Annotated in this window: 14 protein-coding genes and 1 tRNA gene; 3 read left to right on the top strand and 12 right to left on the bottom strand. The window is 33.9% G+C overall.

Translation table 11 applies throughout. From position 1 onward, the window contains the following. Nucleotides 1-2: 2 nt before the first annotated feature. Both QMG60_RS00980 and QMG60_RS00975 read right to left on the bottom strand, forming a co-directional pair. Nucleotides 3-770, bottom strand: a complete 768-nt coding sequence (locus QMG60_RS00980) for an AAA family ATPase (RefSeq protein ID WP_057114774.1) — start codon at nucleotides 768-770, stop codon at nucleotides 3-5. A gap of 273 nt (nucleotides 771-1043) precedes the next feature. Further along, nucleotides 1044-1451, bottom strand: coding sequence for a septal ring lytic transglycosylase RlpA family protein (locus QMG60_RS00975; protein WP_281866611.1), 408 nt, complete (start codon nucleotides 1449-1451; stop codon nucleotides 1044-1046). 227 nt (nucleotides 1452-1678) lie between these two features. On the opposite strand from QMG60_RS00975, the gene QMG60_RS00970 reads away from it, so the two are divergent. Continuing rightward, nucleotides 1679-3847 (top strand): hypothetical protein, encoded by a 2169-nt coding sequence (locus QMG60_RS00970; protein WP_281866610.1) that lies wholly within the window; start codon nucleotides 1679-1681, stop codon nucleotides 3845-3847. 443 nt (nucleotides 3848-4290) lie between these two features. Here the strand turns inward: QMG60_RS00970 and QMG60_RS00965 are convergent. Beyond that, nucleotides 4291-4365: transfer RNA gene (locus QMG60_RS00965), tRNA-Pro, on the bottom strand. A 176-nt stretch (nucleotides 4366-4541) separates the two neighbouring features. Here QMG60_RS00965 and trxB point away from each other — a divergent pair. Next, the gene (trxB, locus tag QMG60_RS00960; RefSeq protein WP_057117692.1) at nucleotides 4542-5489 is read left to right on the top strand and encodes a thioredoxin-disulfide reductase; all 948 of its coding nucleotides are present in this window, start codon (nucleotides 4542-4544) and stop codon (nucleotides 5487-5489) included. 168 nt (nucleotides 5490-5657) lie between these two features. Here trxB and QMG60_RS00955 read toward each other — a convergent pair whose 3' ends face one another. The 5 genes from QMG60_RS00955 to QMG60_RS00935 form a co-directional block, all read right to left on the bottom strand. Continuing rightward, entirely contained in the window at nucleotides 5658-6491 is an 834-nt protein-coding gene (locus QMG60_RS00955; protein ID WP_057117693.1) for a DUF2807 domain-containing protein, read from the bottom strand. A gap of 85 nt (nucleotides 6492-6576) precedes the next feature. Next, nucleotides 6577-7311: a head GIN domain-containing protein gene (locus tag QMG60_RS00950; protein WP_134142412.1), complete on the bottom strand. Its 735-nt coding sequence runs from the start codon at nucleotides 7309-7311 to the stop codon at nucleotides 6577-6579. Nucleotides 7312-7315: 4 nt separating this feature from the next. Further along, complete coding sequence (locus tag QMG60_RS00945; protein ID WP_057117695.1) at nucleotides 7316-9037, bottom strand: PspC domain-containing protein; 1722 nt, start codon at nucleotides 9035-9037, stop codon at nucleotides 7316-7318. A gap of 3 nt (nucleotides 9038-9040) precedes the next feature. Then, a complete protein-coding gene (locus tag QMG60_RS00940) occupies nucleotides 9041-9373 on the bottom strand; it encodes a PadR family transcriptional regulator (protein WP_008464689.1) in 333 nt (110 codons plus the stop codon). A 125-nt stretch (nucleotides 9374-9498) separates the two neighbouring features. Further along, nucleotides 9499-9978: a DUF4870 domain-containing protein gene (locus tag QMG60_RS00935; protein ID WP_281866609.1), complete on the bottom strand. Its 480-nt coding sequence runs from the start codon at nucleotides 9976-9978 to the stop codon at nucleotides 9499-9501. A 230-nt stretch (nucleotides 9979-10208) separates the two neighbouring features. On the opposite strand from QMG60_RS00935, the gene QMG60_RS00930 reads away from it, so the two are divergent. Further along, nucleotides 10209-10661 carry a DUF4442 domain-containing protein gene (locus QMG60_RS00930; RefSeq protein WP_281866608.1) on the top strand — a complete coding sequence of 151 codons (453 nt, stop codon included), beginning with the start codon at nucleotides 10209-10211 and terminating at the stop codon, nucleotides 10659-10661. Between the two features lie 154 nt (nucleotides 10662-10815). Here QMG60_RS00930 and QMG60_RS00925 read toward each other — a convergent pair whose 3' ends face one another. The 4 genes from QMG60_RS00925 to QMG60_RS00910 all read right to left on the bottom strand — a co-directional run bounded on the left by QMG60_RS00925 (nucleotide 10816) and on the right by QMG60_RS00910 (nucleotide 16482). Next, complete coding sequence (locus QMG60_RS00925) at nucleotides 10816-10974, bottom strand: hypothetical protein (protein WP_281866607.1); 159 nt, start codon at nucleotides 10972-10974, stop codon at nucleotides 10816-10818. Nucleotides 10975-11082: 108 nt separating this feature from the next. Beyond that, on the bottom strand, nucleotides 11083-11637 hold the full coding sequence (locus QMG60_RS00920) for a hypothetical protein (RefSeq protein ID WP_281866606.1): 555 nt from the start codon (nucleotides 11635-11637) through the stop codon (nucleotides 11083-11085). Nucleotides 11638-11706: 69 nt separating this feature from the next. Beyond that, nucleotides 11707-13947: a multicopper oxidase domain-containing protein gene (locus tag QMG60_RS00915; protein WP_281866605.1), complete on the bottom strand. Its 2241-nt coding sequence runs from the start codon at nucleotides 13945-13947 to the stop codon at nucleotides 11707-11709. A 3-nt stretch (nucleotides 13948-13950) separates the two neighbouring features. Then, nucleotides 13951-16482 (bottom strand): heavy metal translocating P-type ATPase, encoded by a 2532-nt coding sequence (locus QMG60_RS00910; protein ID WP_281866604.1) that lies wholly within the window; start codon nucleotides 16480-16482, stop codon nucleotides 13951-13953. Nucleotides 16483-16616: the final 134 nt, after the last annotated feature.

Below are 16616 nucleotides of genomic sequence, written 5' to 3'. Positions count from 1 at the left end.
AACTATTTGCTGTTTTTCTTTATAATTTCTTGAGCTAAATGAATGTAGTTTACGGCACCTTTACTGGTAGCGTCATAATTAATGATGCTTTCACCAAAACTAGGCGCTTCACTTAATTTTACATTTCGCTGAATTACGGTATCAAAAACCATATCGTTAAAGTGTTTTTGAACCTCTTCTACAACCTGATTAGATAAACGTAGTCTTGAATCGTACATAGTTAGCAATAAACCTTCGATGTCAAGATCAGGATTGTGTATTTTTTGAATACTTTTAATAGTGTTCAATAATTTTCCTAATCCCTCAAGAGCAAAATACTCACATTGAATAGGAATAACTACAGAATCTGCAGCTGTTAAAGCATTCAAGGTTAACAAACCTAAAGAAGGCGCACAGTCGATAATGATATAATCATATTCATCTTTCACGCTTTCTAATGCTTTTTTAAGCATATATTCACGGTTTTCTTTGTCAACCAATTCAATTTCGATAGCCACAAGGTCAATATGAGCAGGGATCACATCTACGTTTGGGGCTGTACATTTTAAAACGGCTTCTTTCGGTGTTATACTGTGTTCCAGAATTTGATAAGTTCCAGCTTCAACTGTTTCTACGTCAATTCCGAGACCAGATGTAGCATTGGCTTGAGGATCAGCATCGATCAACAATACTTTTTTTTCTAAAACACCTAATGAGGCAGCAAGATTTACTGATGTAGTAGTCTTTCCAACGCCTCCTTTTTGATTAGCAATAGCAATGATTTTGCCCATTTATTTTCTGAATTTTGAACCGTAAAAATACAATTATTTATGGTTTTTGAAAATCTATTTTGTTAACATTTATGAAAGTTTGTTTAACCGTTGTTTGGTGGGTGTTTGCAGAAATTAATTTTAGTTTTCAAAAGAGTTATTAAAGATGTTTCTTATTTATTTAATTCTCTTTTTTGTGATTAAAGCTTTGAAATCATTTAATTCTAAACAAAACCTATATCTTTTTATATTTAAGATTTTGGTTTTAAATATAGTTTTGAAATAATGAGTCGGCTAATTTTTTAAAATCTCGATTGTTACATAAACTACACCGCTCTTTTTATTGGAAGCAATATCCATAAAAGCTCTTTTACTGAGGTCAATTTCTCTTCCTTTCACAAAAGGTCCCCGATCTATAACTTCAACTAAGACAAACTTTTTATTTTTTTCGTTTGTGATTTTTAGTTTTGTTCCAAAAGGAAATGTTTTGTGCGCTGCGGTAAAATCATTATTGTTGAATTTTCTACCGCTCGCTGTTTTTCGCCCATTAAATTTATCATGATAGTAAGAAGCGTGAGCATTTGTCTTATATAATACGCTTTTTGTTGATAATAAGCAGGAATCAATTGGAATGATGTTTTTTTGCTGTGCGATTCCAACTATAGAAAAAATTAAGGCAATACATAATATAATCTTTTTCATTTCATTTTCTTTTTCATTGCCGGCAAAAAAAAGCTATTAAAGAAAAACAGATATGTTCTAGAAGGTTTATTTATGTCAGAAAAAGACAAATTTTTTAGATTTTGTAGTGTTTTTGATGAGAAAATTTAGAATAGGAATGAACAGAAAGCTTTAGGATTATTGCTATTTTGGGCTTTATAAAAACTATCACTATTACAATCTATCAAACCACAAAAATGAATATTCTTATGAGTAAAAAAGTAATCTCATTATTTACACTATTTACATTTATGCTGCTGTTATGCAGTTTTTCATCTTATTCAGATAATTACAAAATAGAAGGGAATAAAAAAATCGAACGTAAAATTGTTTACAACAAAAAGAAACATAATATAAGTTTATCATGGTCGGCTTTTGGTTCTTCTGGAAATTATATCATTACAAGAGGAGGAAGTCGTTTAGCATCTGATTTTGTGACTGTGGGTTCAACTTCTAAACTGACATTTATAGACAATAAACCCAATACTGATAAATACGAGAACTATTATAAGGTTACTCGTAATTCGATAACAGTCATAATTTCATTAGAAAATCAAATGTTTGGTGATAATATGTATTTCTATGATAGAAAATACGAAAAGGCAGAAACAGCACGAAAAGATATTAATTCACATTTTGGATCTATTGGTCTAGGCGGATCAAATGGCGAATGGACAACAAAACGTCAGGCATATTATTTCAAAACAAATGTCAATGGACAAACTTACGATTCTGGCGGATCGGGTTCTGCGTCATCGGCAGAAGCTAACTCGATAGAATTAGGGTTTTACTCTCACATTGGAGGTTTAGGAAAAGTTCCGTCAGATGTTAAACTAGGGTCTATCTTTACGAAACCTCATCTTTCGGGTGGAGCAAATGCTACTTGTACTTTTTGGCGTTCTGTAGAAAATGTTGAAGTAATGCGAGATTTTGCTTGGACAGTCTCTCAATCAACCAGTGCACGAAGAATGCTGATTGAAAGTACTTCAAAATATATTTCAGATATTGGCGACACGAATTTTTGGGGCAGCGGCGGTTTTATTGCCGATACTCATTATACATCATCCAGGCCAAATTGGGGTGGACAGCAACAGTGGTATACCAGAAATGCCATTTTTCCTTCTGGCTCGGGAGCTATGGGCGGTTCGTATAATATGGTTTGGCAAGGCTGTGTTAATGCTCCAAAGGCAGATGAGGCTAATTCTCCAATTCCTGCTACACCTATTATTAGAGAAAAACCTTTTCTATTTATAGATAAGGACGGCGAGTACAAAGTATTTGTTCCTGCATGGCAAAAAGATAGAGTAGGAATTTCTTGGTCTACAGCAGATATGGGTAAAGGCGAAATTCAAGATTTACTTACTAATTGGTATGTTGCCAAAGAAGGTGATACTGATCTGGAAATTAATAATGCGCTAAAAGCTGGTAAAAATATATTTTTCACTCCAGGACATTACTCACTGAATGCTCCTATCCAAGTCAACAGAAAAGACGCTATACTTTTAGGTGCCGGTATAGCTTCTGTAACACTTGAACCGACTGAGAAAAATATTTGGGGATGTATTTATGCTGATGACAAAAATGGAATTATCATTGCAGGACTTCTTATGGATTCCTTTAATAGTACAACTTATCAAATTCGAATTGGAAACGAAGGAGCAAATGCAGACCATTCTGCAGATCCAATCCTGCTTACAGATATTACTTGCAGAGTAGGTGGTGTTCAATCAAAGAATATTCAGATACATGCTTCTATGCAAATTAACAGTAATAATGTGGTGGGTGATCATTTCTGGCTGTGGCGTGCCGATCATGGTTCGCAGAAAGGTGGTGATGCACGCTGGTTAAGAGATCGATGCAAGAACGGACTTATTGTTACTGGAGATGATGTTACACTTTATGGTTTGTTTACAGAACACTATCAAGAATATGAGGTATTATGGTTGGGAGAACGCGGCAGAACTTTTTTCTTTCAAAACGAACCGCCTTATGATGCGCCGAATCAAGCAACCTGGAGCAGTCAAGGAGGAAGGGTTGCTGGTTACGCAGCGTTTAAAGTATCTAATACGGTAAAAGAACATCAAAGTATTGGAATGGGATCTTATGCTGTTTTTACGGGAACAGATGGTAATGTGAATAAGAAAAATGGTTTTGAAGTGCCTAATAGTCCAAATGTGAAACTCGAAAAAATGTGTACCACTCGTTTTGCCGGTCCGGGTAATATTCAAAATGTTATTAATGGAATTGGCGGCAGCACCGCAACTGGTGCAAAACGCGTAGCATTATATAATAATGGAGAAGGAACACAGCCTTTTGATGAAGAATTTAATTTGCCTAATGAGGAATCTTATCCTGCTTATATTGTGATGGAGAAGTAAAAGAAAAAATATTCTTAAATAAAAAAAAGCTCTAACAGAAGTTAGAGCTTTTTTTCGTCAGGGTTGGCAGGATTCGAACCTGCGGTCTTCCTGATTTTCAATCGGGACGCAATAACCGTTGCGTGTTATTTATATTTGAGATTGATGCAAAAAAAAAGTCTTTCCAAATAAATGAAAAGACTTTTGTCGGGGTGGCAGGATTCGAACCTGCGGTCTTCCCGATTTTCAATCGGGACGCGATAACCTTTTAGCGTATTTATAATTGAGATGGAAGCAAAAAAAAAAGTCTTTCCAAATAAATGAAAAGATTTTCATCGAGGTGGCAGGATTCTAACCTGCGGTCTTCCCGATTTTCAATCGGGACGCGATAACCGTTGCGTGTTATTTATATTTGAAATTGATGCAAAAAAAAAAGTCTTTCCAAATAAATGAAAAGACTTTTGTCGGGGTGGCAGGATTCGAACCTGCGGCCTCCTGCTCCCAAAGCAGGCGCGATAACCGGGCTACGCTACACCCCGATGATGTATTGTGGTACTGCCCGAAAGCGGATGCAAAGATATAAATAATTTTTGTTTACAAAAGGAAAAAATGAAAATAAATAAAACTTATTTGAACATAGTTATTTAGGATTTATTTTAGCCTTAATTTTTTATAATAAAGTTTACATTTGCATCACAAAAAAACTATACACGTTATGTCAGATACAATAGAAAAAATTAAATGCCTTATTATAGGTTCTGGCCCTGCAGGTTATACTGCAGCTATTTATGCAGCCAGAGCAAACATGAATCCGGTTTTATATCAAGGAATGCAGCCTGGAGGTCAGTTGACTACAACTAATGAAGTAGAAAATTTTCCAGGGTATGTTGATGGAGTTACAGGACCAGAAATGATGGTTCAGTTACAAGAACAAGCAAAACGTTTTGGCGCAGATATCCGTGACGGCTGGGCAACAAAAGTTGATTTTTCTGGCGATATTCATAAAGTTTGGATTAATGATTCAATCGAATTACACTGTGAAACTGTTATTATTTCTACGGGTGCTTCAGCTAAATATTTAGGATTACCATCAGAACAACACTATTTAAATATGGGCGGCGGAGTTTCTGCTTGTGCTGTGTGTGATGGTTTCTTCTACAGAAATCAAGAAGTAGTAATTGTTGGAGCAGGTGACTCAGCTTGTGAGGAAGCCCATTACTTATCTAAACTTTGTAAAAAAGTAACAATGCTGGTTAGAAGTGAAAAATTCAGAGCTTCTAAAATCATGGAAGAAAGAGTACGTAAAACAGAAAACATTGAGATTTTAATGAATCATGATACTGTTGAAGTTCTTGGTGATAATAATGTAGTACACGCTATTAAAGCATTAAACAAAACAACTGGTGAAACGATCGAAATTCCAGCAACTGGTTTCTTCGTAGCAATTGGACACAAACCAAATACAGACATTTTTAAAGATTACATTACACTAGACGAAACTGGATATATCGTAAATACTCCAGGAACATCAAGAACAAATGTTTCAGGTGTTTTTGTAGCTGGTGATGCTGCAGATCAAGTATACCGTCAAGCTATTACTGCTGCAGGAACAGGATGTATGGCAGCTTTGGACGCTGAGAGATATTTGGCTTCTAAAGAATAAATTTTTTAGTTTCAAGTTTCAAGTTTTCTTTTGTTTCAGGTTATTGGAGCGCTGAAATCTTTACAATAAAAAAAATCCCAGCCTAATTTAGACTGGGATTTTCTTCTTTATATTAATGTCTTAATTTCAACTTGAAACTTGAAACAAGAAAGACTTGAAACAATAAGTTTATTTAACCTTTTTGAACAATTTCGCTTCTTCAGAAAAACGAGTCAATTCGATTTTTGGATTTCCAAAAAGAGAAAGTTCTGCCTTATCTCCGATAGCCAATGAAAGTGTTGTTTCGGCAAAAATAGTTCCTACAGCATAATTTTCTGCAGTAACATTTGCATCTTTCAGTGTGAATTTTGTTCCTGTAAATACAGAATTATTGTCTAATCTAATTGTAGCTTTTTCAGCAATACCTTCAATCGCAGCATTTGCTTTTTGGTACAAATCACATTTGAATTTTATAGCCGAAACCAAAGTTTTAACAGATGCATTTTTACTTAGTTGTAAACTTCCATCATCTGCTTTTAAATTTAATTCTGTTTTAGATTTGTCATCTGCAATTAAAGCGAATTTCTTAGCATTAACATTCAAAAACAATTTAGAAAAGTCAAGACAATTCATCGTGATGTCGTCTAATTGTAATTCTTGAATAGCATAAACGATAGCTTCATTTTTAGTAATAACTTTATTCAATGAACTAGTATAAGTAACTCGAACAGATAATTTTTTAAAAATAGACGATTCTTTGTTAGTGTATAGTCGAAGCGTTTTTTCTCTTAAATCCATTCCAACAATATCATGTAGATTATCATCGGCTTCAATTTTAATTTCATTTTTCTCTCCGCGTTCCAAATAAACTTCCAAATTATCATCGACTTCAATGGCGTCAAAACTACCAACTTCTTTTATCGAAGTCGTTACAACTTTAGAACCTTTAATTTTTTCTCTTTTTTGTGCAAAAGTTAATGTTGTAACCAATAATAATAGGAGCAGCGCTGTACTTTTTTTCATTAATTCTAGATTTGATTTTGACAAATATAAAAAAATCATCCACTTTTGATGAATGATTTCTTTTATATTTAACAGTTACTACTTTTTAGCTTTTGTTAATGTTTCCTCCAGAGCTTGCTGATTTTTCAACTGTTTTTGGAGAACCGCTATAATCGATGTTTCCTCCGCTTGAAGCTTCTGCTTTTAAACTTACTATCGGATGTATAGAAACAGTACCGCCGCTTGAAGCCTCTGCATGAATATCGTTTGCCATTAATTTAGCCGCATCAATACTTCCGCCGCTTGAAACCGAAGTGTTAAGATTTAAAGCTTTGCCTTCAATAGTTACAGAACTTCCGCTTCCAGAATCTACAGAGATCTTATCTGATTCAATGTTTACTTGCATCGATGCTGCGCTTGAAGCTTCTAAAATTATATCTTGCCCTTCAATAACATTTTTACTTTGAACAGATGATGCACTTGAAGCCTCTATTTTGTCAACAACCGGCATTTTTACGGTTACTTTTTTCATTGTAATGTTGCGGAAAGAATTGTATTTGCAACTAATTACCAATGTTCCGTTTTCTACTTTAGTTTCAATTTCTTTTTGAAGATTATCATCGGCTTCAACCGTAATTTCTCTAGAATCAGATTGTTCGATTACTACGTCAATAGCATTACTGACTCTTATATTCTTAAAATCACCTTGAACAGTTCTTTTTTCGGTTGTAACATTCCCGCTTCCTTCGATTGTGTTCATATTAAAATTGCAAGAAGCAAATAATAAGGCAGTAACAGCAGCAATTATAAATTTCGTAATATGAATGATTATTTTTATCATGGCTTTAGTTTATTTTGATTATAACTCCGTTTTTGTCAGTGGTTAGCTTTCCTTTAGTTTTTTTTCCGTTTAAAACTTCTTTTCCATTAATTTTAACCGAAACTTCATTTATTGTGTCGTTTTCAATAGTATTTACTTCGTCAGAATCATTGTCATCATTATCGTCTGCAGGACAATTTAAACATCTCACTTTTGATCCTTCAACTTTATAATTGTAATCTCCATCATAATTTAGATTGAAGAAATCATCGTCAGAATTATAGTAATCTCTTATTGAAGAATCTGGTTTAATTAATTGTCCGTCTGGAACGTACAAATAAACATCTACTTCTTGTCCTCTAAATTTGTTTTTAACATCTGTCAGAAAATAATTATCCAAAATTAATTGATTTCCGCTAATTTGAAACTTATAATTAATTTTTTCTGCTCTTTTTTTAGCGTTTGTAAAAGAATTTCCTCTTGCACTTTTTTCTATTTGAATAAAAGGAGTAGTTTCATCTGTATGTAAGATATGTAAGCGAACATCATTTGAATAAATTAATTCATTGTTTGCCGAGTCTTGTACAAATTCAAAATCTCTGTAATTATTTAGACTTTTTGTGTAATAGTCACTGTATTTAAACTTAATATATAATGTGTCAGCGGCTTTGATTCCAAAAAGCTTTTTCTCTACGACTTTGTTATCATAAGAAATTTCAGTTGCTTGTTTAATTCCGATACTAATTACAATTGCAATTGCAATAATCCAAACAGCTAAAAGAGTATACTTTGTAATATTTCCAATTGATTTTAAATTCGGAGATAACAATTTGAAACCTAAAAGTGTTAAGAAGAAAAACGGAATTCCGACAGCAAAAAGCATCAATAAACCAAATGACCAGATTGGATATTCTGTAAAGTTTCCAGCTTCTACAAAGTTTTGCCAAGGGAAATCAATAAAAATGTTTGTTCCTAAAGTAAAAACACCAATCAATAACATGATTAAAGTTGAAATTCCAGCTATGATTAGGACAACTCCTAAAAACTTAGCAAAAATTTTAAAAACCGTCATGATAAAGTCTCCAAATGAACTACTTATTCTCCCAGCTCCCGACTTTACTTGGTTTCCCATTTTGTCATAATCTGCATTTTTGAATTTTTCAGATAATGAATCAATTTCTTCACGCACTTTTTTTTCGATGTTCGAAATAGTTACTGGCTCTCCAGTCATTTCTAATTTTTCTGAAGTTGTAACTGCTTCAGGCGTTACAATCCAAAGAACAAAATAAGCTAAAATTCCAGTTCCAAAACCTGCAAAAACGAAGATTAAGAATATAATTTTAATCCAAACAGCATCAATTCCAAAATAATGTCCTAGCCCTGTAGCGACACCTCCAATTAAACCTTTTTCTTTATCGCGGTATAATTTTTTGTGTTTTCTTTGCCCAAAATCATTGTAAGATTGATTGGTGCTTTCTTCGTCCTCAATTCTATAATCTTCAGGTTGTCCCATCACCGTAATCACTTCGTCAACATCTTTCAGTCCAACAACATGTTTCTCGCTTTTTTGTTTTTCTGATAATAATTCAGAAACACGCATTTCGATATCTTTAATAATTTCATCTTGTCCAGAAGAGTTGTTAAGTGATCGTTTTATTGCGTCAAAATAGCGTGTTAATTTTAAGTATGCGTCTTCATCGATATGAAAAAACATCCCGCCTAAGTTAATATTTACTGTTTTGTTCATGACTTATTGATTTTGATTGGTGATTAAGTTTACAGCGTCGGATAATTCTGTCCAAGTACCGCTAAGTTCGTTTAAAAATGTTTGTCCTATTTCGGTTAATCCATAATATTTTCGTGGTGGCCCAGAGGTCGATTCTTCCCAGCGATAATTTAGTAAACCGTCATTTTTTAATCTAGTTAACAACGGATAAACGGTTCCTTCTACAACTAGTAATTTTGCGTTTTTTAAAGTGTCTAATATTTCAGATGTATATGCGTCTTTTTCTTTTAATACAGATAAGATGCAAAACTCAAGAACACCTTTGCGCATCTGTGCTTTTGTGTTTTCAATGTTCATAATTTCATTTTGTTTTTTTTTGATTGAACAATTCGTTTTTTGATTGATGATGATTGATTGATGATTGATTTCGAAACTTATATGATTTGATTGATGTTTCGACTATAACTTTTAATTTTTTAATGTCACTTTATAAAAGGAATCGTGAGCGGATATTTGTATAATTCTCCGTTTGAAGCTTTTATAGAAGCATAAATCACTAAAAAGAATTCAACAAATTTTAGTAATCCAAAAAGCACTACAGCTGTAATTCCTACACTTAGCATTCCAATATGGGCTTGGAAATTAAAGTTTCTGATGTGAATATTGTGGTCATTGAAAACAGCTTCCACTGGAATATTCTGCAAGAAAACAGTTAAGAAAATTGGTATAGCAATAAGTGCTAAAATCAAAGTATAAAGCAATAAGCTTAACTGAAAGTTCAAAGTCTGTTTTCCGTGATGATCTACAAATTCAGATTTATCTTTATAGTTTGTCCAAATTAATAGCGGAAAAATATAGTTCCCAAACGGAATTATATATTGACTTAAAGTACTCAAATGAGTAAATGTTGCTGTGTTCTTTTCTGATGTTTTTTCCATGATGAGTGGTGTTGTTGTTTCCATGATTAAAAGTATATAGTAATTTCTTATGCAAATATATGTCTAAAAGACAGTATCTTGTTTTACATAGTACCAAATATTAACAAAATATTAACAATTATAAACTTTTAAAATGCGGTTTAAATTGTTGAAAATCATTTCTAAGTATTGATTTTATTGAGGTTTTTTCCATATTTAAAGAATATATTGTGCGTGCATAGTTTTTTTGTATTTTTACATAAAAAATATATCACATGGCAGTTTCAGTTTCCAAACTCAACAAATTTGTATTATTCAAATTACCATCTGCATACATTTGCGGTGTACGTGTAAAAGCAATCGACAAAGACCAATGTGTGGTTAGTGTTAAGCACAGATGGATCAATCAGAATCCGTTTAATTCTATGTACTTTGCTGTTCAGGCAATGGCGGCAGAATTGACAACTGGAGCTTTGGTGATATCACAAATTCAAGAAAGCGGTAGAAAGATTTCAATGTTAGTAGCCAATAACAAAGGAAACTTTACTAAAAAAGCAACGGGCAGAATTACATTTGTCTGCAATGACGGACATTTAATTGCGGATGCCATTAAAAAAACAATTGAAACAGGAGAAGGGCAGACTTTCTGGATGAAATCTATTGGAACTAATGAAGAAGGAGTTCAAGTTTCTGAGATGGATTTTGAGTGGAGTGTAAGATTGAAATAGTTTTTTAAGATTTTGCCACGAATTCCACGAATTATCTTATACAAATGCATTAAGAATTTCTAATTAGTATAAATTAGTGAAATTCGTGGCGAAAGAAGACCATAAAAAAAGGCCTCAAACATTTGAGGCCTTTTTCTTTGAAATCGAGTTTCACTTATTTTTTCGCACAACAAGATTTTTTATCTTTTTTATCTGTTGTTTTTTTACAGCACGATTCTTTTTTAGCTTTTTCTTTTGCTGCTGGTTTTGTTTCTTGAGCGGTTACTCCAATTGAAAATAAAGCAACAGTCAAAATTGTAATTACTTTTGTCATTTTGTTTAAAATGTTTATGTTAGAAAGATTATAATTGGTAAGTCAAATATAAATTGATTTTCTTCCTGTAAGAATAGTTTTAATGTTAATGTTTTTGTAAAATGAATACTAATCTTCAGAATAAAACTGAGAAACCCAATTATCAAAATCCGCTTTGTATTTTTCTTGCGCGCTTTCCAGAATTGGTTCTGTTTCGTCTATTGGATCTAGATTAAAGTTTTCTTTTAACCAGCTAATATACTCTTGTAGATTTTCGCTTTCTTCATAATCTTCATCTTTATAAAAGTAAGCTTCTTCGTGATCAACGCTGATTTCAGTATCAAAAGTTAGTAGTTGCATAAAATCAAAAATGTTTTTTGCAACAATATGATAACCGCCTTCGTCACCAAAAACCACTACAGGTAATTCGTTTAAAGATTTGTTCGAGTCATTATTCCATAAAACGTACATAGAACCCGATCCGTTTGCTTGTGCAAAAGGCATAAGTTTATCTAAAAAAGCTTCATCTTCAGACCAGCTTGAAATTCCAGATTTATCATCTTTATAAAGACCGAAACCTTGAGAATAATTTTCATATCCTAGTTCGTCGTTTATTTCGAAAAACAGTTCTAATTCGTTTGTAATTTGGTTGTTAAAATTCTTTTTGAAATCTTCTAAAGTCATAGTTTTATTAATTAGGAGGTTAAATTTTAGTTTCAAATATACAATTTTCAATCACTTTCGAAGTGAAATTTAATAATTCAAATTCACCCCAAATCCAATTCCCATGTCGCTGTCATAATGTGTTGTAATTCCGAAATTTCGGGCAACTATATATTTTAACCCAGCCATATATTCTTTATCCGTATTCCACATTAAATTCATTCGCAGTCTTTGCGAAAGTGGAATATCTTTTCGTTCAAATTGCAAACGAACATTTCCATCGGTATAAACTTCAACTTGTGCTTTTATAAGCATTGGCAGTGTATATTCAAGACCGGCGCTAAAAACCGAACGATTGTCTTTGGTGTTTTTTTGACCAAAAATATTCTGTTCCTGTTCATCCATTCCCATTTTTCGGTATCGCCAGTCAAAACCTATAAAAGGCATTAACCATTGATTCTTTCCAATGTAACGTCCAATATGTGTTTCGGTTTCATAACCGTGTTTGTCGTTGTAACCCAATCTCCATTCCGTTCCGATGCTCCAACGTGTGTTACTGAACATCGCTTCACCATCATTTCCGTTACTGGCAAAATCATTTTCTGCCATAAAATGAAACATACGATCGTCCATTTTCAACATTTTGAAAGCCATTTCAGGATGATGAATCAACGGATTTGGTGCTGAATTTTCGTAACTGAAAATTCTACCCATTCCAGCCATCATATGATATAAAATATGACAGTGGAAAAACCAGTCACCATTAGCATTTGCCTGAAACTCGATTGTGTCGGTTTCCATCGGCATAATATCGATGACATTTTTTAGCGGTGAATAATCGCCATGTTCGTTTAATATTCTAAAATCATGTCCGTGTAAATGCATCGGGTGGCGCATCATCGAACCATTGTATAAAACAATACGAACGTTCTCTCCTTTTTTAATTAAAATCTTATCGGTTTCAGAAACTACTTTATTATCCAAACTCCACACATAACGATTCATATTTCCAGAGAGCGTAAAGCGCAATTCTTTTACAGGTGCATCTTTTGGAAGATTGGTTTTAAAAGGCGATTTCAGCATTCCGTAATTCAAAGTCACAATTTCGGAGGTTTCAGTGCTGTCACTTTTCATTTCCATCCCTTCCATATTATGACCAGAATGATTCATGGGTTTAGAATTTTCGTCTTCGCCCGAAATTTCGGGATACATTACGGCATTCATGTCCATTTTATTCAATGACATATTCATACCCATATCATTCATTTCGCCGTTCATTTTCATCATGTCGTTCATCATTTTCATGCCTTCAAAATATTTAAGTTTCGAAAGATGATGAATGGGCTGTTTTTCTCCATTTCCTAAAAATAAAGAAGCAGATCCTGTTCGATCTTCGGCTGTAGCCAAAAAAGCAAAAGATTTATGATCTTCTGGAATTGTAACCACAACATCGTAGGTTTCAGAAACGGCAATAATTAAACGATCGACTTCTACAGGTTCAACATCATTTCCATCACTAGCTACAACGGTAATTTTTCCTCCACCATAAGTCAGCCAGAAATAACTGGAAGCGCCGCCATTGGCAATTCGTAAACGTACTTTTGAGCCGGGTTTAAAATTAGAAAGTTGTTGCTCGTTTTTACCATTTAGAAGAAACTTTTCATAATAAACATCACTTACATCCATGGCATTCATTCGCTTCCATTCGTTGGTAACCTTGGTTGAAAAATGTCCTTGTTTTACCGCTTCGGCGTAACTTTGCGTTGTTCCTTTTTTGATAGCAAACCAATCGTTGGCATTGTGCAGCATTCGCTGAATATTCTCAGGTTTCAAATCCGACCACTCGCTTAAAATAACTGGAATTGTCGGTAAATCGTCGATTCCCTTTCTGATTGTTGAATCGTCTTTTTTCTTATTGATGATAAAAAGTCCGTATAAACCAATTTGTTCCTGTAATCCCGAATGACTGTGATACCAATAGGTTCCATTCTGAATAATCGGAAAAGAATATTTATGAGTTGTTCCAGGCTCAATCGGCATTTGAGTTAAATACGGAACGCCATCTTCTTTATTGGGAAGAAATAATCCATGCCAGTGCATCGAAGTGCTTTCTTTCTTAAGTTCGTTATGAACATAAATTTCGGCAATATCACCTTCAGTAAAAGTCAAAGTCGGCATCGGAATTTGTCCGTTAACAGCAATCGCTCGTTTTTCTTTACCCGAAAAATTGACAATTGTATCGCGAACGTATAAATCGTATCGCACCACTTTTTGTGCCTTTAGCTGGAAAGCAATTAAAAAAAGTACAAGTATATATTTGATCTTACTCATAAATTATAATTTTAAATTTCTTAATCGCAAAGCATTTACAATTACCGATACTGAACTCAAACTCATTGCAACTGCGGCCAACATCGGCGAAAGCAAAATCCCTAAAAACGGATATAAAATTCCAGCAGCAATTGGTACGCCTAAAGTATTGTAAATAAAAGCAAAAAATAAATTCTGTTTGATGTTTGACATTACAGCATGGCTGAGGTTTTTTGCTTTTACAATTCCGTTTAAATCGCCTTTTACCAACGTGATTTTTGCACTTTCAATCGCAACATCAGTTCCAGTTCCCATTGCAATTCCGATATTGGATTGCGCCAAAGCAGGAGCATCATTGATTCCGTCACCTGCCATTGCCACAATTTTTCCTTGTGCTTGAAGGCGTTCGATTTCTTTTAATTTATCTTCCGGAAGGCAATCGGCTTTGAAGGAACTTAGATGCAAATGTTCAGCAACGGCTTTTGCTGTATTGTGATTATCGCCCGTCATCATGATAACTTCAACACCTTGAGCGATTAATTCTTTAATTGCTTTTGCACTGTTTTCTTTGATGGCATCGGTAATTGCAACAAAACCTAAAACTTCTTTTTCAATAGCAATATATGAAATGGTTTTTCCTAAATTCTGTTCGGAAATAACTTTTTGTTCTAAATCATCAACAACAGAAACTCCAATTTCTTCCATTAATTTTCTATTTCCTAAAGCGACTTTTTTGTTTTCTATCGTTCCTACAACACCTTTTCCCGCTATGGTTTCAAAACCCTGAACTTCTTTCAGAGAACTATTTTTTGCTTTCGCGAAAGAGACTACGGCCTGCGCCAAAGGATGTTCGCTATGTTGATTTAAAGAGGCTATATTTTCAAGCAGAAAATCTTCGTCATTATGAATTGCAAATATTTTTTCTACAGATGGTTTTCCTTCAGTAATTGTTCCTGTTTTATCGGTAATTAAAACATCAATTTTGTTCATGTTTTCTAAGGCTTCGGCATTTTTGATTAAAATTCCGTTTTGAGCACCTTTCCCGACACCGACCATTACCGACATTGGAGTTGCTAACCCAAGTGCGCAAGGACAGGCAATAATTAAAACAGCAATAGCATTGATTAAACCGTAAACGTAAGCGGGTTCTGGACCAAATTTTGCCCATGCAAAAAAGGTTACAATCGAAATAATAACAACTGTAGGAACAAAATATTTAGAAACGCGATCGGCTAATTTCTGAATGGGAGCGCGAGATCTGCTGGCATCATTTACCATTTGAATGATTTGTGACAACATCGTTTCTGAACCAACTTTTTCTGCAAGCATTACAAACGATTTTGTACCGTTTATAGTTCCAGAAATCACCGCATCGCCTGTTTTTTTATCTACAGGAATTGGTTCTCCAGTAATCATCGATTCGTCTATACTGCTTTCTCCAGAAGTAATTTTTCCGTCGACTGGAATTTTCTCTCCAGGTTTTACACGCAGTAAATCGCCTTTTTTAATATTGTGAATAGAAATTACTTTATCATTTCCATTTTCGACCAAAGTCGCTTCTGTCGGCGCTAATTTCAATAATTCTTTTATGGCTCCATTAGTTTGTCCGTGTGCTTTGGCTTCTAATAATTGTCCTAATAAAACTAAAGTGATAATTACGGTCGCAGCTTCAAAATACAAATGAATCGTTCCGTGATGCGATTTGAACTCTGCTGGAAAAATATCTGGGAAAAGCATTCCAACAATACTAAAGAGAAAAGCAACGCTGGTTCCTATTCCAATTAAAGTAAACATATTTAAGTTCCAAGTCACAATAGATTTGTAAGCGCGAACGAAAAACATCCATCCTGCATAAAACAAAACAGGAATCGAAAATAAAAGCTGAACCCAATTCCACTTTTCGATAGACATTATATTGTAAAGTGGATTATTGGGAATCATTTCTGACATAGAGATAATGAAAATTGGAAGCGTAAACAAAATCGCAATTTTCATTTTTTTCAATAAATCAGAATAAGTTTTGTTTTCTTCACTTTCAGAAGCCTGCATCGGAACTAAATCCATTCCGCAGATCGGACAGTCACCTGGCTCGCTCGAAACAATTTCTGGATGCATTGGACAAGTAAATTGTGTTGCAGTTACAGCAACTTGTGGTACTAAATCCATTCCGCAGACTGGACAATCTCCGGGTTTGTTGTATGTTTTGTCGCCTTCGCAATGCATGGGACAGTAATAAATACCATTTGCGCTGTGCTGATGTACTTTTTTAGTTTCTGTTTTATGATGATTGTGATTCTCTTTTTTGTGACCAGAACAGCAAGATTTAGCAGCTTCGCCATGATTTTTAGGAGAATCCATTTCAATAGTATAATTTCCCGCCGCAGTTAAAACTTTTTGGAATTTTTCGGTTGGAACATGTTTGTCCATTGTTATGGTTGCAGTTGGTGGATTCAGAGTTACTTCTGCCTTAACGCCTTCAACTTCATTTAAAGTTTTTTCGACTTTGGTTCGGCATCCATTGCAAGACATTCCTGAAATTATATATTGATGAGTCATTGTATTGGTTTTTAAGTATTACAATGCAAATTTCCAAACTATTGACGAGTTCGGTTTGTAAAATTTTGAGAATGATTTGTAATATTTACTAAATGCTGTTTTTTTAACGCAAAGAGCGCAAAGGTTTACGCAAA

This window comes from Flavobacterium sp. GSB-24, assembly GCF_027924665.1.
GTDB lineage: Bacteria > Bacteroidota > Bacteroidia > Flavobacteriales > Flavobacteriaceae > Flavobacterium.
This window is presented reverse-complemented; position numbering and strand designations above follow the sequence as displayed.